The organism is Paenibacillus sp. sgz302115 (assembly GCF_056120445.1).
The window spans coordinates 690,570-708,184 of sequence record NZ_JBVYOK010000001.1 but is presented as its reverse complement, the minus strand read 5'-3'; the positions used below and the strand labels follow the sequence as shown (position 1 = coordinate 708,184).

Below are 17,615 nucleotides of genomic sequence, written 5' to 3'. Positions count from 1 at the left end.
ACAGGATACCGCCCTATTGGACAAGCAGGGCGGTATTTCTGTATCTGGATAGCGGTACTTCGGGCCAAGTTGGCCCGAAGTTATTTTTTACAGGAAAGGAGGGTCGCACATGGCGACAACCTACTTTAAGCCACATCATATCAGCAAGGGCGAAACGATAGCGCAGTCTATGAAAGACCGTTTTGACTACGGGCAGAACCCGGAAAAAACACAGGGCGGCGATTTGGTTCTTGCCTATGAGTGCGACCCGAAAATCGCAGATGCAGAGTTCCTTTTAAGTAAAGCCAAGTACAAGGCCACCACAGGCTGGGAACAGAAAAGGGACGAGGACATTTTGTGCTATCAGGTGCGCCAGTCCTTTGTTCCCGGCGAAGTGGATTCCGAAACAGCGCTTAAAATCGGCTATGATTTCGCCATGCGTTGGACAAAAGGCAAACACGCTTTTTTCGTGGTTTCCCATGTAGACCGCCCTCACCCCCATGTGCATATCTACTACAATTCCACTACCCTCGATTGCACAAGGAAGTTTCGGGATTTTCCCGGCTCGGCTCGTGCGGTGCGGCAGCTTTCTGACCGTATCTGCCTTGAAAATGGTCTTTCCTATATCGCCAATCCCAAACTGAAAAGCAAGGGCAAGTTTAAGCACTATGGCGAATGGCAGAGCGGTAACAAGCCGCCTACTTTTAGGGAACGCCTAAAGGCGCAGATTGATATTTGCCTTGCAATGAAGCCGCCGAATATGGATAGCTTTTTACAGGCTATGGCGGCGGCTGGTTTTGAGGTTAAGCACAGGAGGGGCGGCGGGATCAGTTTCCGCAATAAGGGGCAAGAACGCTTTACACAGCTTCGGGCTTCTACGCTCGGTAAGGGCTATGGTTTGGAGGATATACAGGCGGCGATTGAGGGTCGGGCTGCTCCTATGGAACGGCACAAGGTAAATCTGATTGTGGATATTCAGTCCCGTATGAGAACCGGGAAAGGCCCCGCTTACGAACAGTGGGCCAAGATATATAACCTAAAGCAGATGGCGGCGGCATTGCAGTATTTGCAGAAAAAATGGTTTGATGGATTATACAGATTTAGAGCAAAAAGCTACACAGGCGGCAAACCATTTTCATACACTTTCGGACAGCATAAAATCCACCGAAATCGCCATGCGTACCAATACGGAATTAAAGGCGGCGGTTGTGGGTTATGCCAAGACCCGGCCTGTGTTTGAGGGGTACAAGGCGGCTAAGTATAGCAGGAAATATCTTGCGGAGCATGAAGCGAATATAGCCGCCTACCGGGCGGCAAGGGCTACAATGGATAGGCTTCTGAACGGTGCGAAGCTCCCTAAAATGGATACGCTTAAAGCGGAGTTTCAGCACTTGGCTTCTGATAAGAAAAAGGCTTACCGGGAGTACCGAGAAGCCAAAAAGGATATGCAGGAAATTATAATGGTGAAAAGCAATATCGACCATCTGCTCGGCCTGACGGACGGGCAGAAAAACAAGGAAATGGAGCGATAGCGACATGACGCAACAAGAGGTGCAACGCACCGACTTCGGGCCAAGTTGGCCCGAAGTCGCAGGGCTTGGGGAAGGCACTCCCCAACAAGCAGTTTTGAGGATTTCCCGCAAGGGAAAATCCTCAAAACGTGCTGGTGTATAGACACCAGCCCTGCTTGTCGTTTAGCGAAAGCCCGGAAAAGTAGCGCGTTTATTTTTGCACTGCGTAGGTGTAACGCTTGAATATTTCCACAATTGGTATTATTATCGATAGTAGGAATAATGGAGGTGTGACATGCCAAAAAACATTTATGACATTATGTTAAACTCTACCCGAATGAGAATAGTGCAAGTTCTTGCTCCAGACAAAAAAATGACTGCGACAGAAATATGTGAAATCATCAACGACGTTCCTCGCACTACTTTATACAGACATATTAACATTTTATTGGATGCAAATGTGTTGACGGTTGTTGAAGAAAAAAAGATACGAGGGAGCCTTGAACGGACTTTGGCGTTAAATGTAAATGAGTTAGTTGCGCAAACCTCAGCGGACAGTCTGCCTCAACAGGCGTTTCGCTTTTTGATGAATATATATGGCAAGTTTGAGCGGTACAGCAAAAACTCAATCCCTGTACAGGGCAATAACAAGATATTTTTTAACAATACGATTATGATGCTGACCGATTCTGAGTTCGACCAATTTCTGTCGGAGTTACAAGCATTGCTAATAAAGTATCACTACGAAGCAGCAGAGGGGCGAAAGCCAAGGGACATTTCCTTTATATCAGCGCCCCCGGAAAGCGAAAGCGATAATGAATAGGCCAAAAAAGAAAAGAGGGGAAAAGATCAAGATGGTAATTTTGACAATATTAGGAATAGTTCTTGCATTAAACTTATTTAGCTTTATTATTAACAAGGCATTTTTCTCTCACGAAATAGACAGCATTGCACCTTATGGGAATATGGTGGAAGTGAGCGGAAAGAAGATGCACATTTACTCTATGGGAGTTGGCGAGAAAACCATTGTGCTTTTGCCCGGTTTTGGTGTTGCCTTGCCTTGCGCCGACTTTGGGCCTCTTATGCGGGAGCTTTCCAAAGAATACACTGTTGTCTGCATTGAGTATTTCGGTGTTGGTTTTAGCGACGGGATAGACACGCCGCGGACGAATGAAAATTATACGGAGGAAATAAGGGCGGTATTGTCTGGATCAGGCTTTAAGGCCCCGTATGTATTGATGCCACATTCCGGTTCTGGCATCTACGCTGAATACTATGCCACAAAATATCCCGACGAAGTATCTGCAATGATTATGCTTGATACAACCTCATCGGTAAAGATTGAGCCCGAAGCTCCTAAGTTTTTATTAGAGTTAAGCAAGGTTCAACAGGCCATCGGGCTTGGCCGAATTTTCAACCCGCTTGTTGTTTCCTCCATGCTTTCAATGACTGAAAAAAGCGGTTATACAGAGAAAGAGATTGAGGACTATACAAAGTTTATGAACCACGTTAATAATGATACGATCATCGACCAAACGTACCGGCTAAATGATAATATTCGTGAAGTCATGGGGATGGACTTCCCTGATATTCCTGTTTTGATGATAAGTGCATCGGAAACAGTGAAAAAGGTTGGTAAAGAATACGAGCAGGAACACATCAAAGGATTAGGTGACAATGTAGAATCTATAACTCTTGATGGTTCACACTTTATCTACCACAACCATGTTCAGGATATTTTCGAGGTCACTCTTAGATTCTTGGAAGAAAGCAGACAAAGTTAAAGTGAAATAGTCACAACATAAACACTTCGGGCCAAGTTGGCCCGAAGTCTGCCACAACAAAACATGAAAAAAACCCGCCGCTTATGCGGAAAAGAAAAAAACCGTTGTTCGGCGGATAACTTTAATTACGCTTTTTTTGAGAATGGCGGTTTTGAGAAATCAGAGCCGCCGTTCTCTGTGTATCGGAGGGCTTGGTTAGTTGCGCCCTTTTTGTAGAACATGGCGGCATTAGGAGGAATGTTACCATACTGCCGTACCTATAAAGACCAATCCAAGACAGCTTGTACCAAACACACAATCAGGCACAATCATCTGGAACAAGGTGTATTTCATGTCATTGAAAAGATGGTTTTCCTTGCGGCAGAGTTTTCCGAGATTGTTTCAAGAATTAACACCGCTCCATTGCAGAAAAGCCAGTCTATACGGCTGAACGATCTGATAGCGGCAAAGGAAAAAGAGCTTTCCAAGATTATGCGCTACAAACAAAGCATTTACCAAGATTGGAAAGATGGAGAGATAAGCCACAAAGATTATCGCCATATGCAGGAAGATTACGAGCGGCAAATGGAATCCATCAACGAGGTTATAAGGAACCTAAACGAAGAAAAGGCCGAATTTGAAAATGGGATTGATACGGAAAACCCATTTTTAGCAACCTTTCGGAAATATGAAAATATCGACAAGCTGACAAGAGAGGTTTTAATTGAGCTTGTAGACCACATCAAGGTATATGAAAATGGCAGTATCAGCGTTAGCTTGAAATTTGCCAACGAGTACCGCCGAGTAGCTGAATACATCAAGCTCAATACCCACTCAAATGCGGTTTAGACAGACCGCAATTTTACAGGCAGTTTGTTTTCCTAATATAAACGCTCCGGTCTCCGCATTGGTGCAGAATTTCCAGCTTGCTGCGTGGGAGCAGGGACTCGGCACGATATGGAAGACCATACATTTATGCGCCGGATTTTCGCACTGCAATCGGTGTGAAGCCAGGAGAAAAGATTGTTGCCATGGTTCATGTTGGATATCCGGAAACCGTTCCCGGTGCCCGTCCGCGCACAGAGGCCGGCAAGCTGCTGCAAGTTATAGACAGCTACCCGGAGAACGGGACGTTAGGCTAGGATTATACGATTCGTGCTTACGGCATCGTCATTATTTTAATACTTCTTTTCGGGCATCCTGCGGGGTGCTTTTTTTGTATAATAACATGCCATAATGCAATATATAATGTACATAATGACGTTTATAGATTACAATATTACCATTCTATAATGATGCTGGAGGGGGATAGGTGGGCGATCAGAAGAATATGAAGCTGAAGCTGGCGCGGATTCAGAAGGATCTGTCCCAGGAGCAGCTTGCGGAAGCGGTGGGGGTTACTAGACAGACAATAGGGCTGATTGAGGCCGGCAAATATAATCCGTCCATCCGGTTGTGCATTGCCATCTGCAAGGTGCTGGAGCGAACATTAAATGATATTTTCTGGGAGGAAGAAGCTTGAGGAATAGAGGATTTAAAGATGAACGTCTAACAGCCGAGCATCAAAAGCTGAATTCACACGGTTTTCTGATTGTGCTTGCGGGTCTGTTGACCAGCGTAATGGTTAAGGTATTTATTCTGCAGTGGGATATAAAGTACTGGTTGGATGTATTCCTTATTCTGATGGCAGCCTGTCTCTATATTACGGTGAAGGGGATTCGTGGTGGTCTGTACCTGCTGCCGGGCAGAGCCGGAGAGAAGCAGAAGCTCAAGAAGGCGAATCTGCTGAGCGGTGCCATAGGAGCAGCCGTCTGGACGGTCCTGATGATCACCTATGACGTACTGGAGAGCGGGAAGGAGGGCTTGCTCCAAAATGTGGCAGGCACATTGGTGGGAGCTGTGATTTTTTTCTTTGGCATCACCTGGGTGCAGAGCGCGATGGTTAGAAGATCAACTAAAAATGCCGATAAACCCCTGGACTGAACCAAGGGGACGATATTGGTGCTGTTGCATGTGTGCTAAATGTAAAAAATAGCGGAGAATTTGCGGTTGCTCTTGATAAACTAATCTCATTAGTTTATATTGTAACTAATGAGATTAGTTTTTGAGGAGGATGTTTGATGAGAGTAACTCAAGAAGGCCATTTGCTGCAGCTTACCTGGATGCCAAGATTTTTTCCTGTCAATTGTTACCTTGTTGAAGAAGCGGATGGCTTGACATTAATTGATGCGGCAATGCCGTTCAGTGTTCAAGGGATTATGCATACTGCGGCTCGGCTGAACAAACCGATTACCCGCATCGTTCTGACTCATGCGCATGGCGATCATGTGGGTGCGCTGGATGAGCTGAAGAAGCGGATTCCTGAAGCGAAGCTGTACATCTCCGAAAGGGACGCCGCTCTGCTGAGAGGGGACCGTTCTCTAAGAGCTGACGAGCCACAGACTCCGATTAAAGGCAGTGTGCCGACCAAGATATCTTCGAGGCCTGACGTATTGCTGCATGAGGGCAATTCAATCGGCTCATTAACGGCCATCAGCACGCCCGGCCATACGCCGGGTTCCATGTCTTTTCTGGATGAGCGGACAGGGGCGCTGATTGTAGGCGATGCTTTCCAGACCTTCCGTAGAGTCGCGGTTTCGGGGACGGTTGTTCCTTGGTTCCCTTTTCCGGCCATGGCCACCTGGAACAAAGCTCAGGCGCTGAGCAGCGCAATAAAAATCCTGGAGCTCTCGCCCAAGCTGCTCGCAGCAGGTCACGGCAATCTGCTGAAGGCTCCAGGAGAACAAATAAAACAGGCAGTTCACACAGCACAATTACTGCAGGAGAAGGTGGGAAGCTGAGATGTCACCGAGAGCTGGATTAGATACACATACACTTGTGCTCGCAGCGGCTGAAATCGCAGATGAGCAGGGGATTGAGGAAGTTACCCTGGCTGCGCTGGCGGCCAAGCTGGGCGTACGTTCACCATCGTTGTATAATCATGTTAACGGTCTTCAAGGACTGAGATCATTGCTTGCTGTTCACGGCCTGGAGCAGCTATACGCTGCCATGGCTGCTTCTTCAGCGGGGCTAAGGGGAGATGAAGCTCTTCACGCTATGGGGCGTGCGTATGTTGACTTTGCAAGGAAACACCCGGGGCTGTATGAGACTACATTGCGTGCGCCGGAGCAGGGGAATTCAGCGCTGGAGAAGATGAGTGAACAGCTGCTGTCGTTAATTATTGAAGTGCTCGCCAGCTATGAGCTTGGAGAAGAGGGAGAACTGCACGCCGTCCGGGGCTTCCGCAGCTTACTGCACGGCTTTGCCGCTCTGGAGAATAAGGGAGGCTTTGGCATGCCGCTGGACCTGGATGTAAGCTTAACCCGGCTGATCAGCATGTTTATTGCCGGTATTCACAGCATGAGAGCAACTGCTGAATAACTAAACTAATAACAACCGCCGGGAGGTATACGAACGTGAGTATTGTTGAAGAGCAAGGGATGGTTACAACATACGAGGAAATGAAAGCTGTCATCGACAGGCTGGGAATTGTGCCGCTGGCTTCACTGATCCCGGAGCATCCTTCCGTGAACGGCTTGACCAAAGCTGAGAACTGGCACACTGATACTGAATTGGACCCTTGGGGGTGGCGCGCACGCTTTCCCGGCGAAGGTCTGGCTGCATACGGCAAGTTCATCAAGAAAAAAGCAATTCTGGTCTCAAGAGAATGGTTCCCGGCATATGTGGCGGCAGCAGGCAGCAAGCTGGACCTTGAGGAGCGTTACAATAGCGGGCTGGCCACCAGGGAAGCACTGACTCTGCTGCAGATCATCCGCGATAACCAGGGCATAGAGACACGCGAGCTGCGCAGGCTGGCTGAGATGAAGGCGAAAGAGAAGAAGACCCCATTTGACAATGCGGTAACGGAGCTGCAGGGTACGCTGGATATTGTGATTTCCGGTGTGAAAGAGCGTTATAATGCCGAAGGTGAGAAAAATGGCTGGAACAGCACCTCGTATGAAACGACGAGCCATTGGATGAAGGAGAATGGAATTCCAGCATTTAATGGCACAAGGGAGGAAGCAATAACGTGGCTCCGCTCTCGTATGGAAGGGAAATGGACTCCAGGGGCAATAGGCTGGCTTAGCAAGGTACTGTCCTGGTAACATAGAAACGGCTGATCGTCTCCCGCAGGGGATGGTCAGCCGTAAACGCTTTCTATAGGGTACATAATAACACAACCTATTCCAGCATGGGAGCAAGGTAAGCGATCAGGAAATACAAGAAACCGAATAATAGCATAATGTAGGCAGTGTATTTAATGGCATTGGAGGCAACAATACTTAAGTCTTTAGGGGCATTTCCTTCCGATCGTTCCTTTTCAAGGGGCTCTGTGTCCTGGGATAACGACTCTTTCATCCGGATTACCTCCTCAAAAGTTATGTGGGAACTTGGAAACTGATTCCTTATCTGTATTGTGACATAATTGTGAATTTAATTCAACAATTATGTGAATATTATTTGAACATATCTTTAAATTGCAATTATCCATCTGATTAATTACAGTTATTGAACCGAAAAAACACCCTGTAGCTCTCCATTTCAAGAAGAGTTACAGGGTGTTCTGTATGAATTGATGATTTGTCAAGAAGTTCAATCCAAGAGCTTATGCCCAGTTTCCATTGCGGAACAGCGGTTCTGCAATGCCATCATCCGTAATTCCGTCGATATTCATCTCAGGCGAGCCCATCATGAAGTCCACATGGGTCAAGCTTTGGTTCATGCCTCTTTCAAGAAGCTCTTCCTTGGACATCTTGGTCCCTTCCTGCAAGGTGAATGCGTATGCTGCACCCAGAGCCAAGTGGCAGGAGGCATTCTCATCATAAAGGGTGGTGTAATATAGAATGCCGCTTTCCGAGATCGGAGAATGATAAGGAACAAGAGCGACTTCGCCAAAATAAACAGCGCCTTCGTCCGTAGCGAGCAGGGTGGCTAAAGCGTCATGGCCTTCCTCTGCCGTAAAGTCTGTAACCTTGCCGTTCTCCAGTGTAAGTGTAAAACGGTCAATAATCTTGCCGCTATAGCTGAGCGGCTTGGTGCTGCTGACTTTGCCGTTAGCACCGGTCTTTAGTGGCGCTGTGAAAACCTCTTCTGTTGGAATATTGGCCAGGAAAGGCACGCCGCGTCCGTTCACGGCACCCGCCTGACACCAGATATGGCCTTCAGGCAGCTCAATTGTCAGATCAGTGCCTGGAGCAGAATAGTGCAGCTTGCGGTATTTTTTCGCGTTCAGGATGTCACAGCGCTGCTTCAAGCCGTTCAAATGAAGTGTCCAGGCTTCAACCGGATTCTCCAGGTCCGCACGGACAGCCTTGAATATAGCATCCCACAGTAGCCCAACCTGTTCCTCAGGAGGAGCATCCGGGAATACCTTAGCAGCCCAGACCGGGGAAGGGAAGGCGACAATACTCCAACTGGCATGGTTGCCCATCAGCATTTCACGGTAAGGAGCTGTAGCCTGACCAACTGTGCGCTGGTTATCGGCAATTCTTGCAGGCTCTATTCCGTTCAGCAGATCCGGATTGGTCGAGACGATTGTCAGGAAGGCTGCACCGTTCCGGGCCAGATCCTCAAGCTCATCCGCCTGCCATTTTGGCGGCTCCAGAAAGCTGGAAGCAGGCGCAAGCTCATACCGGGTCCGCGTGACAAGCTCATCCGTATAATTGACTTTAACCAGCTTCGCACCGGCCTCATAAGCTTGACGCACCACAAGACGCACCAGCTCTGCAGAAGCAATATCGGCATTGACCACAAGAGTCTGCCCAGGCTGAATATTAATTCCGATCTTTACCGCAAGCAATGCATAATTCTCCAGCTTTTGCTCGAAACTCAGCATAGTTTCTAATCCTCCCCGTATCTCTGTCTATGTTCTTAAAACTAAAACGCCCAGTTTCCTTTAAGGAATACCGCTTCCCGTGTGCCGTCGGCCGTAATACCGTAAATGTCCATCTCCGACGAGCCAATCATGAAATCCACATGGGTGACACTGGTGTTCAGGCCGTGGGCAATCAGCTCATCCTGTGTCATTTCCTTGCCGCCTTCAATACAGAAGGCATACGCTGTGCCGATTGCCAGATGATTGGAAGCATTCTCGTCAAAAAGTGTGTTGAAGTAGAGGATATTGGACTCAGAGATAGGGGATTTATGCGGAACGAGGGCAACCTCGCCAAGATATTTTGCCCCTTCATCCATGGCAATGAGATGCTCCAGCGCTTCCTGGCCTTGTTCAGCACTCACACTGACAATACGGCCTTGCTCAAAAGTAATCGAGAAGCCATCAATAATATTGCCCCCGTGACTTAGAGGTTTGGTGCTTCTCACGGTTCCATTAACACCGGTCTTGAGTGGAGCTGTGAATACTTCTTCGGTCGGCATGTTGGCTACAAAAGTATGGCCTTTAGCGTTGATGCTGTCCCCTTGCGCCCATAAATGGCCCTCTGGCAGTTCAATGCTGAGGTCAGTGCCAGGTGCTATGTAGTGGAGGCTTTTATACTTTTTGGCATTCAGGACATTGGCTTTCTGTTCAAGGGTGTCCAAATGCTCCTGCCAGGCGGCTACCGGATCTTCCCGGTCCAGACGTACGGTGTGGAAGATGGCTTCCCAGAGCTTATCTACGCGTTCTTCTGCGGGAACGTCCGGGAATACCTTATCGGCCCAAGGCTGCGAAGGGATGGCTACAATGCTCCAGCTAACCTTATCGGACATTTGATACTCGCGGTATTTCGTGAGTGCGGCTCCGCGGGTTTTCTGGTAGGTGGCAATACGTTCAGGATCAATGCCTTTGAGCGCATCCGGGTCTTCTGCAATGACATGGAGAAAAGCTGCGCCATTCTCAGCGAACTCGGTCATCTCTCCGGCGAACCAGGTAGGCGACTTGCTGAAAACTTCCGGTGCGGCATGTTCAAATTGCTGGCGGGTAATGAACTCGTCGCTCCAGTTGACCTTAACCTGACTTACACCGATGGCATAAGCCTTGGCTGTAATGAGACGCACGAATTCAGCGGCCGAGATCGGCGCGCTTACGACCAGGATTTGTCCAGGTTGAACGTTAACACCGATTTGAACGGCCAAATCCGCGTATTTACTAAGCTGCGCTTCAAAATGAGACATTACGATTTCCTCCATTTACTAATTATTAGTCTTTAGTATTAAATTATTAACCGCCGGATGAAAAAAGTCAATTAGAGTACAAAGGGAGGGATTTGCATTCATATCAATGATATACTATGTAAAAAGCAAGGATGATCAGATGAAAGGAAGATCAGAGTATGAACGTAGAAATTATTAAAGCAGAAATGAAACGGGAAGAGGACAGCAGCTTCATTGGGAGGACGATCTTCAAGCTGGAGAATCATAACTCTCCTTATGAAATCACATTCTTCAGCAAACGCGGTACGGAATGGGATTATAGCTTGAGCTTTGCCGGCGAGCCGGGCAGTGAAGAGCAGTTCCTGGAAACCGACCAGCTTCTGGAAAATGATGACGATGTCTATAATCAGTTGCTCGATGCGGCACTGGATACCCAAGAGCTTCCGGAAGAGGAAGCGTAACAACAAATGCGACCGCTTTTGGCATGGACTGCCGGGAAAGGGTCGCATTTGTCATGTTAGAGTATAGCGGATGTTCTGTGCCGCAGCAGCGGAACTGGATCTAGCCAATGGTAATGTTCCCTTCAGGATAGCGGTAGAGCTCTTTGCTGTTCTTGGGCTTAAGCGCATAGGCCAACGTCAGTGGACCCGTCCGGCCGACGAACATAAGAATAATTACAAGGATTTTGCCTGCCGTTGTCAGCTCTGGAGTAAGCCCCATGGTAATGCCGGATGTACCGAAAGCCGACACGGCTTCAAACAGCACAGTGAGAAAATCCGCACGCTCTGTTACGGACAGCAGCATGGTGGCAGAGACAACAAGCATGAGTGAGAGCAAGGTCATGGTGATTGCGCGGTATACATTCTCTTTGGATATCCGGTTGCGGAACATGACGATGTCTTCTTTCCCGCGAAGCCTGGCAAATGCAGTGCTGACCAGAATTGCGAACGTAGTGATCTTAATCCCTCCGCCGGTCGAGCCGGGAGCCGCCCCAATAAACATTAGCAGAATCATTAGAAATTGTGTGGATTCCCGCAAAAGTGGAATCTCGATCGTAGTGACCCCTCCAGAACGCGGAGTAACTGCCTGCAGGAGCGAGGCCATTATTTTGCCGCCAGGATGCAGGGGCTTCAGCGTTGAGTTCAGCTCCAGCCAGAAAAAGACCGCAGCGCCAACCACTATTAACACGGCGGAGGTAGAGAGAACCACCTTGGAGTGAAGTGTAAGGCGTTTGCGCTTAGGGTAATCGACCACATCGGATAGTACGATAAAGCCGATGCCGCCGAGAAAGATCAGCAGTATAGAGGTAATATTCACAATAAAGTCCTCCGCATACCGGGTAAGCCCGCTGAACGGTCCGTGTATATCTCCGAAAAGATCAAAACCGGCATTGTTAAAAATGGAGATGCTGTGGAACAGTCCGTAGTATAACGCTTTGCCAAGCGGCATATCCAGCGTAAATCTGGCGGCAAGAAGAATAGCTCCGCTGAGCTGGATGACAAGCGAGTACAGGATTACCCTCCGGATCAGCTTAACGATCCCTTGCATCGAATTCTGATTCATGGATTCCTGCAGGAGAAGACGGTCTTTCAGCGAGATTCTCCTATTGAGCACGAGCGTAATTACCGTAGCCATAGTCACGAACCCCAGGCCCCCGAACTGAAACAGCACCAGCAGAACAATTTGTCCAAATACGGTAAGCTGCGTTCCGGTATCAATGACCGCTAGTCCAGTGACACAGGTGGCGGAGGTTGCCATAAATAAAGCGTCGATGAAGGAGATCTGCTCGCCGGTGGAAGCCGCCGGCAAGCACAGCAGAACCGTTCCTGCTACAATTAGTAGAAAGAATCCAAGTGATAATATTTTGGGCGGCGTCAGCCTGAGGTTCCCAAAAGATAAGTTAGCCAAAGCTCATTCTCCTGACGTCTGATGATTATCTGACAAGATTATAGCATAACTTTACACCCCTTCACTTATAGGGGCAGGAAATTGGCAGATTTTATCGAATTGGTTAAGTGTACCAACTACAGTTTCACAGGGGAGGCATTTTGACAGTGACAAGTCCGATTCTGAACCAGATTGGTGCCGTCTTCATTCCGGTTAGTGATATTGAGAGGTCGAAAGACTGGTATTGCAGCTTGCTTGGGCTTCCGCTCGACGGAGAAGTATTGTTCGGACATCTCTACGTTGTGCCGATGCAAGGACCGGGAATTGTGCTGGACAGCAAAATTTTTACAGCCGAGGCTGTACTGAAGGTGCCGGCTTTCCATCTGAACACGGAGGATATTGACGCTGCATACGATTTTGTCAAAGCATCCGGGGCGGAAATTCTGACAGACATTGAGAATGATCACTGGTTCAATTTTAAGGACCCGGACGGGAATATATTGATGATCTGCCGATGTTAATAGAAGTGAGAATATAATTCACGTCATTAATTAATTCAGATGATTAATGGCATTAATGAAGAAACAGGAGGATTTCGTTCATGATTAGAGAAGCAGTGGCGGAAGATGCGCCCTCCATTGAACAGCTATACCGGATACTGCTGCCTGACCAGAAGGATATTAAGGTCCTGCCTGCAAGAATCGGTCAAATCGCAACCAATCCTGAGAGCTTTCTGTATGTATATGAAGCAGAGGGAGCCGTAGTTGGAACGGTACATCTTCACTTTTGCATGGATGCGCTGAGCGGCGAACGGCCTTTTGCTGTGATTGAACGTGTAGTGACTGCACCGGAATCGCGTGGCAAAGGTTACGGAGCCGCACTGATGAGACATGCCGAGGAGACAGCTGCAGCCAGGGGAGCGCTTAAGGTGATGCTCTCCAGCTCCATGAAGAGGACGGAGGCCCACCGGTTCTATGAGCGGCTCGGTTATGATGGAGATGGCAGCAGACTATTTAAGAGGTATCTGCAATAATCATTGAGAAAGAGCAGGAGGAAAAATTGCAATGATCGTTACACTGAGGAAGCTGGTCCCGGCTGATGCCGCTGAGCTTCTTAATCTGCAGCACCGCCTGGATGAAGAATCAGCATTCATGCTGCTTGAGCCTGATGAGCGGCAGACGGGTATTCAGCAGGTGGAAGAGATGATCGGGAGCTTTGCGGGCGCTGAAACCTCTATCCTGATCGGTGCTGAGGCGGATGGCAGACTGGCAGGCTATCTGTCGGTTAGAGGCGGAAGCGTTAGACGCAACCGGCACAGTGCTTATATCGTCATTGGCATCTTGGATCAGTATCAGGGCATGGGTATTGGCAGCGGCCTGTTTAAAGAAATGGAGAACTGGGCAAAGGAAACGGGAATCGTCCGTCTGGAGCTTACAGTTATGGTACATAACGAACGTGCTTTGGCGTTATACAGCAAGAACGGGTTTGAGATTGAAGGGACCAAAAAGAAGTCGCTTAAGGTGAACGGCGAATGGGTGGATGAATATTACATGAGCAGAATATTTTCAGCTTAAATGGAATTTCTCTATTGATTTCGGCGTTTTGCAGCAATCTTGAAGGAAACGCTAGAACTAAATGGAGAAATTCCATTTAGCAAATGCAAGAAAGGCGCTCCATACTCGGAGCGCCTTTCGCTATATATAAGATCGCTAGAATGCCATTATACCTATACAGTGCTGGGTTGGCCAATCTTCATCTCAACCTTGCGGATGCGGTGACGGTTCATCTCACGGACAGTGAGTGTCACATGCTCATGAATCACACTTTTGCCGACTGCGGGTTCCTCCAGATGGCTGTACAGCCATCCTCCAATAGTGGTGACCTCGTCATCATCAAGATCAAGACCAGTCAGTTGCTTAACTTCCAGGACGGAGACCTTGCCGTCAAATAGATAATGTGAGTCACTGAGCTTCTCCACGTCCCGGCGTTCATCGCCGTCAAATTCATCGCGGATTTCACCTACAATTTCTTCGAGGATATCTTCGATGGTGATCAGACCGGAGGTCCCGCCGTATTCATCCAGCAGCAGCGCGATATGCACACGCTCCATCTGCATACGGGTCAGCAGGGTTTTAACCGGGGTCACTTCAGATACCGTCAGAAGCGGCAGGATCAGGCTTTTGAAATCGAAATCCGGGTTGTTGTCATATTTCAGGTAGAGCTGCTTGGTATTGATCATCCCGATGATGTTGTCCTTGCTCCCATCTGCAACAGGGAAGCGGGTATACTGCTCTTTGCGGATGATCTCGAAATTCTCCCTCAGAGAATGGTTAGTGTATAAGCATATCATGTCTGTCCGCGGCACCATAATTTCTTTGGCCAGCATTTCATCGAAGTTAAAAATCCGGTTCACATAGCCGTATTCGGCTTTGTTGATTTTGCCGCTTTCGTAGCTTTCCGACAGGATCAGGCGAATCTCATCTTCGCTATGCGCATCTCCATGCTCACTGGCCGGCTTCATTCCGAACATGCGGACCAGCAGATTGGCGGAACCGTTCATGATCCAGATCAGCGGGTACAGAATTCTGTAGAACCAAATAATCAGCGGTGAGGTAATTTGACCGATTTTCTCCGGAATATTTATAGCGGCTGTTTTCGGGGCAAGTTCACCGACAACAACATGCAGGAATGTGGCAATAATAAATGCCAATGCAAAAGCAATAGGCTCACTGACACTGTGGCTGATGTTCACCAGATCGAATACCGGAAGCAGCAGCCGCTCAAATGCAGGTTCTGCCAAAGCCCCGATACCGAGGGCAGTAATAGTGATCCCAAGCTGGCACGCAGACAAGTAACCGTCGAGGTTGGCGGACACTTTTTGTACAGCTAAAGCGTTCTTCTTCCCGTCAAGCACCATTTGGCTAACCTGGCTGCCTCTCAGCCGTACCAATGCAAATTCCGTCGCTACAAAAAATGCGGTTAAAACAATCAAAATTGCCACAAGCGTCAAACTAAGTCCTATACCCATAAAATCTTTACCATCCCTTTCGTTGTTAAAATAGGTTATACTCATATTATGAGTTCACATGAACTCATTGTACGAACTTTTCTACAGAAAATCAAATGGCGAAGGGGTGCCATATATGGAAGCTATCACACTGAGCCGGATTGAGATGTCCGAATTGCTGTTGTCTTTAAACGGAGTTTTGGAGCGGAGACCGCTGCATATTTTACAGGAAGCCTGGACGAAATTTCATCGTGAAGAGGTACAAAAGGGCACGACCTTGCCTGCTTTTTTGTCCACAGAGATTCCTCCGCTCCTGCAAAAAATCATTAACGGCGGCAGAGTTAAAGGTCTATCGCTCGGGGAAATTGCCACACTCGGCCACTTGATTGAGTACTCTACGCTGTCGGTTACGGCCATGCAGAACTGGGTCAAACGCGACTTTAAGGAATATCTGGGTTCGCCCAGGGAGGGCAAGAAGTATTCAGTCAATCAGGCGGCGCTGCTCTTTATGATTGATGATCTGAAGGCGGCGCTTGATTTCGAAAGCATCCGCCAGCTCTTCAGGCTGCTGTTCCTTGCACCGGAACGGGATGATGATGATCTGGTTGAGCCGGCTCAACTGTATTACGGCTATGCGGAGCTGTTCGAGGAGATCAAAAGCTCTCCCGTGCTGCAGGTTCAGGGTCTCGCTGACCGCAGTGCCCAGCAGGAATATTCCACGAAGGCGGAGCGGGTGCTGAAGGTGTCGCTGGAAAATATGATGAAGCGGCTGAACCATCTGACGAGATCACAGCGGGATACGGTGCGGAATATGCTGATGATTGCTGCGATCTCCGTGCAAACCAGTTATTTTCAAGCGCTGGCCCGGCAATACTGTAATGCGGCGTTATTCCTTGATTTTTGAACCCGGCAATTTTAGAATGTGTAAGAAAACAAGCTATATTCAGGTTGATCAGCCGGAGTCAGAAAGAGGTGCTTGAAGATGAGTAAATTGTCGCTGCTGCAGCATCCGAAGCAAAGAAAGCTGCTGTTTAGCGCAGGGCTTAGCTGGATGTTTGACGCGATGGATGTGGGAATGATTTCTTTTGTGGTAGCGGCGCTTGCCAAGGAGTGGGGGCTGGGACCGGAAAGAATAGGATATTTAACGAGTATAAATTCTGTGGGCATGGCTGTAGGCGCTGCGGCAGCAGGCATTCTCGCTGACCGCTTCGGCCGTAAATCGGTGCTCCTGTGGACGCTGCTGATTTTCTCCATAGCGAGCGGATTATCGGCTTTTGCCGCAGGGTATGCCGTGCTGTGTGTGCTGCGTTTTGTGGCCGGCTTCGGGCTCGGCGGAGAGCTGCCGGTTGCTTCGACTCTGGTATCCGAGAGTGTGCCTGCGAAGGAACGTGGACGGGCTGTAGTGCTGCTCGAAAGCTTCTGGGCGGCAGGCTGGATCGCCTCGGCCTTGATCGCTTATTTCGTCATTCCGGATTACGGCTGGAGAATCGCTTTTGCCATCGGCGCGGTTCCTGCGCTGTACGCGTTATATTTGCGGCGTGCCATTGATGATTCCCCAAGGTTTACGGAGAATAAAAAGAAGACCTCCGTTCCTTTTCGCAGCCGTATTGCTTCAGTCTGGTCAGTGGAACACCGCCGTTCGACGATGATGCTGTGGATTTTATGGTTCACGGTGGTCTTTTCCTACTATGGCATGTTTCTATGGCTGCCTACGGTTATGGTCCTCAAAGGCTTCAGTCTGGTCAGAAGCTTTGAGTATGTGCTGATTATGACGCTGGCCCAGCTTCCGGGCTATTTTACAGCCGCCTATTTCATTGAGAAGTTCGGGCGTAAGTTTGTACTTGTCATCTATCTGCTGCTCACAGCGATCAGCGCGGCCTGGTTCGGAAATGCGACCACCGAGGGAATGCTGATGGCAGCCGGTATCTGCTTGTCGTTCTTCAATCTGGGAGCCTGGGGCGGAATGTACGCTTATACACCGGAGCTGTACCCCACAGCCATCCGCTCGACAGGAACGGGCATGGCGGCCTCCTTCGGACGGATTGGCGGGATTATCGCACCTTCGCTGGTGGGTGTGCTGGTAGGCAAGTCTATCGGCATCGGGTCGATTTTTATGCTGTTTTTTGTGACGATTGTTATCGGTGCGCTTGCGGTGCTCTTTCTTGGTAGAGAGACTAAGGGAACTGAGCTGACCTAAGCTTCGGTGGAGACGGTATCTACTTGATGTTCATCCGGGAAGAATGCTAATATTAGTAGTGAATTGTAGACTGGACAACGTAATGCGAGACCAAGTAGAAACGGCCACGCCGTCCTTAAAAGGACGGTATTCGTTTCAGCGAG

At 48.7% G+C, this 17,615-nt stretch carries 21 protein-coding genes; 16 read left to right on the top strand and 5 right to left on the bottom strand.

What is annotated here, in order from left to right:
- The first annotated feature begins 109 nt into the window (after positions 1-109).
- From AC0LWN_RS03205 to AC0LWN_RS03160, 10 genes are all read left to right on the top strand, one after another.
- Positions 110-1,219 carry a relaxase/mobilization nuclease domain-containing protein gene (locus AC0LWN_RS03205; protein WP_474663179.1) on the top strand — a complete coding sequence of 370 codons (1,110 nt, stop codon included), beginning with the start codon at positions 110-112 and terminating at the stop codon, positions 1,217-1,219.
- Positions 1,188-1,511 (top strand): hypothetical protein, encoded by a 324-nt coding sequence (locus AC0LWN_RS03200; protein WP_474663178.1) that lies wholly within the window; start codon positions 1,188-1,190, stop codon positions 1,509-1,511. Before AC0LWN_RS03205 ends, AC0LWN_RS03200 begins: the two co-directional genes overlap by 32 nt.
- A gap of 274 nt (positions 1,512-1,785) precedes the next feature.
- Complete coding sequence (locus tag AC0LWN_RS03195) at positions 1,786-2,313, top strand: helix-turn-helix domain-containing protein (protein WP_474663177.1); 528 nt, start codon at positions 1,786-1,788, stop codon at positions 2,311-2,313.
- Positions 2,314-2,344: 31 nt separating this feature from the next.
- On the top strand, positions 2,345-3,274 hold the full coding sequence (locus AC0LWN_RS03190; protein WP_474663176.1) for an alpha/beta hydrolase: 930 nt from the start codon (positions 2,345-2,347) through the stop codon (positions 3,272-3,274).
- A 237-nt stretch (positions 3,275-3,511) separates the two neighbouring features.
- Positions 3,512-4,102, top strand: coding sequence for a DUF4368 domain-containing protein (locus tag AC0LWN_RS03185; RefSeq protein ID WP_474663175.1), 591 nt, complete (start codon positions 3,512-3,514; stop codon positions 4,100-4,102).
- A gap of 481 nt (positions 4,103-4,583) precedes the next feature.
- Entirely contained in the window at positions 4,584-4,775 is a 192-nt protein-coding gene (locus tag AC0LWN_RS03180; RefSeq protein WP_474663572.1) for a helix-turn-helix transcriptional regulator, read from the top strand.
- The gene (locus tag AC0LWN_RS03175; RefSeq protein ID WP_474663174.1) at positions 4,772-5,236 is read left to right on the top strand and encodes a DUF6773 family protein; all 465 of its coding nucleotides are present in this window, start codon (positions 4,772-4,774) and stop codon (positions 5,234-5,236) included. Before AC0LWN_RS03180 ends, AC0LWN_RS03175 begins: the two co-directional genes overlap by 4 nt.
- A gap of 137 nt (positions 5,237-5,373) precedes the next feature.
- Positions 5,374-6,093 carry an MBL fold metallo-hydrolase gene (locus AC0LWN_RS03170; protein ID WP_474663173.1) on the top strand — a complete coding sequence of 240 codons (720 nt, stop codon included), beginning with the start codon at positions 5,374-5,376 and terminating at the stop codon, positions 6,091-6,093.
- A gap of 1 nt (position 6,094) precedes the next feature.
- A complete protein-coding gene (locus tag AC0LWN_RS03165) occupies positions 6,095-6,673 on the top strand; it encodes a TetR-like C-terminal domain-containing protein (RefSeq protein ID WP_474663172.1) in 579 nt (192 codons plus the stop codon).
- A gap of 35 nt (positions 6,674-6,708) precedes the next feature.
- The gene (locus AC0LWN_RS03160) at positions 6,709-7,398 is read left to right on the top strand and encodes an AlkZ-related protein (RefSeq protein WP_474663171.1); all 690 of its coding nucleotides are present in this window, start codon (positions 6,709-6,711) and stop codon (positions 7,396-7,398) included.
- A gap of 76 nt (positions 7,399-7,474) precedes the next feature.
- Here the strand turns inward: AC0LWN_RS03160 and AC0LWN_RS03155 are convergent, their stop codons facing one another.
- From AC0LWN_RS03155 to AC0LWN_RS03145, 3 genes are all read right to left on the bottom strand, one after another.
- Positions 7,475-7,651 carry a hypothetical protein gene (locus AC0LWN_RS03155; RefSeq protein WP_458962325.1) on the bottom strand — a complete coding sequence of 59 codons (177 nt, stop codon included), beginning with the start codon at positions 7,649-7,651 and terminating at the stop codon, positions 7,475-7,477.
- 247 nt (positions 7,652-7,898) lie between these two features.
- Positions 7,899-9,128, bottom strand: a complete 1,230-nt coding sequence (locus AC0LWN_RS03150) for an aminopeptidase (protein ID WP_474663170.1) — start codon at positions 9,126-9,128, stop codon at positions 7,899-7,901.
- 41 nt (positions 9,129-9,169) lie between these two features.
- The gene (locus tag AC0LWN_RS03145) at positions 9,170-10,402 is read right to left on the bottom strand and encodes an aminopeptidase (protein WP_474663169.1); all 1,233 of its coding nucleotides are present in this window, start codon (positions 10,400-10,402) and stop codon (positions 9,170-9,172) included.
- 158 nt (positions 10,403-10,560) lie between these two features.
- On the opposite strand from AC0LWN_RS03145, the gene AC0LWN_RS03140 reads away from it, so the two are divergent.
- Positions 10,561-10,842 (top strand): hypothetical protein, encoded by a 282-nt coding sequence (locus AC0LWN_RS03140; protein WP_458962322.1) that lies wholly within the window; start codon positions 10,561-10,563, stop codon positions 10,840-10,842.
- A gap of 100 nt (positions 10,843-10,942) precedes the next feature.
- On the opposite strand, the gene AC0LWN_RS03135 is transcribed toward AC0LWN_RS03140, so the two are convergent.
- On the bottom strand, positions 10,943-12,289 hold the full coding sequence (locus AC0LWN_RS03135) for a TrkH family potassium uptake protein (RefSeq protein WP_474663168.1): 1,347 nt from the start codon (positions 12,287-12,289) through the stop codon (positions 10,943-10,945).
- Positions 12,290-12,435: 146 nt separating this feature from the next.
- Here AC0LWN_RS03135 and AC0LWN_RS03130 point away from each other — a divergent pair, with 146 nt between their 5' ends.
- The 3 genes from AC0LWN_RS03130 (at position 12,436) to AC0LWN_RS03120 (ending at position 13,842) form a co-directional block, all read left to right on the top strand.
- Positions 12,436-12,789, top strand: coding sequence for a VOC family protein (locus AC0LWN_RS03130; protein WP_458962320.1), 354 nt, complete (start codon positions 12,436-12,438; stop codon positions 12,787-12,789).
- Positions 12,790-12,869: 80 nt separating this feature from the next.
- Entirely contained in the window at positions 12,870-13,301 is a 432-nt protein-coding gene (locus tag AC0LWN_RS03125) for a GNAT family N-acetyltransferase (RefSeq protein WP_474663167.1), read from the top strand.
- Between the two features lie 31 nt (positions 13,302-13,332).
- Entirely contained in the window at positions 13,333-13,842 is a 510-nt protein-coding gene (locus tag AC0LWN_RS03120; protein WP_474663166.1) for a GNAT family N-acetyltransferase, read from the top strand.
- Positions 13,843-13,994: 152 nt separating this feature from the next.
- Here the strand turns inward: AC0LWN_RS03120 and AC0LWN_RS03115 are convergent, their stop codons facing one another.
- Positions 13,995-15,296 (bottom strand): hemolysin family protein, encoded by a 1,302-nt coding sequence (locus AC0LWN_RS03115; RefSeq protein ID WP_474663165.1) that lies wholly within the window; start codon positions 15,294-15,296, stop codon positions 13,995-13,997.
- 115 nt (positions 15,297-15,411) lie between these two features.
- On the opposite strand from AC0LWN_RS03115, the gene AC0LWN_RS03110 reads away from it, so the two are divergent.
- Both AC0LWN_RS03110 and AC0LWN_RS03105 read left to right on the top strand, forming a co-directional pair.
- The gene (locus AC0LWN_RS03110) at positions 15,412-16,179 is read left to right on the top strand and encodes a DUF1836 domain-containing protein (RefSeq protein WP_474663164.1); all 768 of its coding nucleotides are present in this window, start codon (positions 15,412-15,414) and stop codon (positions 16,177-16,179) included.
- Between the two features lie 78 nt (positions 16,180-16,257).
- Positions 16,258-17,472, top strand: a complete 1,215-nt coding sequence (locus AC0LWN_RS03105; RefSeq protein ID WP_474663163.1) for an MFS transporter — start codon at positions 16,258-16,260, stop codon at positions 17,470-17,472.
- Positions 17,473-17,615 lie beyond the last annotated feature (143 nt).

Bases quoted from the DNA above. Each gene is read 5' to 3' on its own strand.
- AC0LWN_RS03195 (WP_474663177.1), top strand. From the start codon at position 1,786: ATGCCAAAAAACATTTATGACATTATGTTAAACTCTACCCGAATGAGA.
- AC0LWN_RS03155 (WP_458962325.1), bottom strand. From the start codon at position 7,651: ATGAAAGAGTCGTTATCCCAGGACACAGAGCCCCTTGAAAAGGAACGA.
- AC0LWN_RS03110 (WP_474663164.1), top strand. From the start codon at position 15,412: ATGGAAGCTATCACACTGAGCCGGATTGAGATGTCCGAATTGCTGTTG.
- AC0LWN_RS03145 (WP_474663169.1), bottom strand. From the start codon at position 10,402: ATGTCTCATTTTGAAGCGCAGCTTAGTAAATACGCGGATTTGGCCGTT.
- AC0LWN_RS03115 (WP_474663165.1), bottom strand. From the start codon at position 15,296: ATGGGTATAGGACTTAGTTTGACGCTTGTGGCAATTTTGATTGTTTTA.
- AC0LWN_RS03170 (WP_474663173.1), top strand. From the start codon at position 5,374: ATGAGAGTAACTCAAGAAGGCCATTTGCTGCAGCTTACCTGGATGCCA.
- AC0LWN_RS03180 (WP_474663572.1), top strand. From the start codon at position 4,584: ATGAAGCTGAAGCTGGCGCGGATTCAGAAGGATCTGTCCCAGGAGCAG.
- AC0LWN_RS03205 (WP_474663179.1), top strand. From the start codon at position 110: ATGGCGACAACCTACTTTAAGCCACATCATATCAGCAAGGGCGAAACG.
- AC0LWN_RS03185 (WP_474663175.1), top strand. From the start codon at position 3,512: ATGTTACCATACTGCCGTACCTATAAAGACCAATCCAAGACAGCTTGT.
- AC0LWN_RS03125 (WP_474663167.1), top strand. From the start codon at position 12,870: ATGATTAGAGAAGCAGTGGCGGAAGATGCGCCCTCCATTGAACAGCTA.
- AC0LWN_RS03150 (WP_474663170.1), bottom strand. From the start codon at position 9,128: ATGCTGAGTTTCGAGCAAAAGCTGGAGAATTATGCATTGCTTGCGGTA.
- AC0LWN_RS03105 (WP_474663163.1), top strand. From the start codon at position 16,258: ATGAGTAAATTGTCGCTGCTGCAGCATCCGAAGCAAAGAAAGCTGCTG.
- AC0LWN_RS03165 (WP_474663172.1), top strand. From the start codon at position 6,095: ATGTCACCGAGAGCTGGATTAGATACACATACACTTGTGCTCGCAGCG.
- AC0LWN_RS03190 (WP_474663176.1), top strand. From the start codon at position 2,345: ATGGTAATTTTGACAATATTAGGAATAGTTCTTGCATTAAACTTATTT.
- AC0LWN_RS03120 (WP_474663166.1), top strand. From the start codon at position 13,333: ATGATCGTTACACTGAGGAAGCTGGTCCCGGCTGATGCCGCTGAGCTT.
- AC0LWN_RS03140 (WP_458962322.1), top strand. From the start codon at position 10,561: ATGAACGTAGAAATTATTAAAGCAGAAATGAAACGGGAAGAGGACAGC.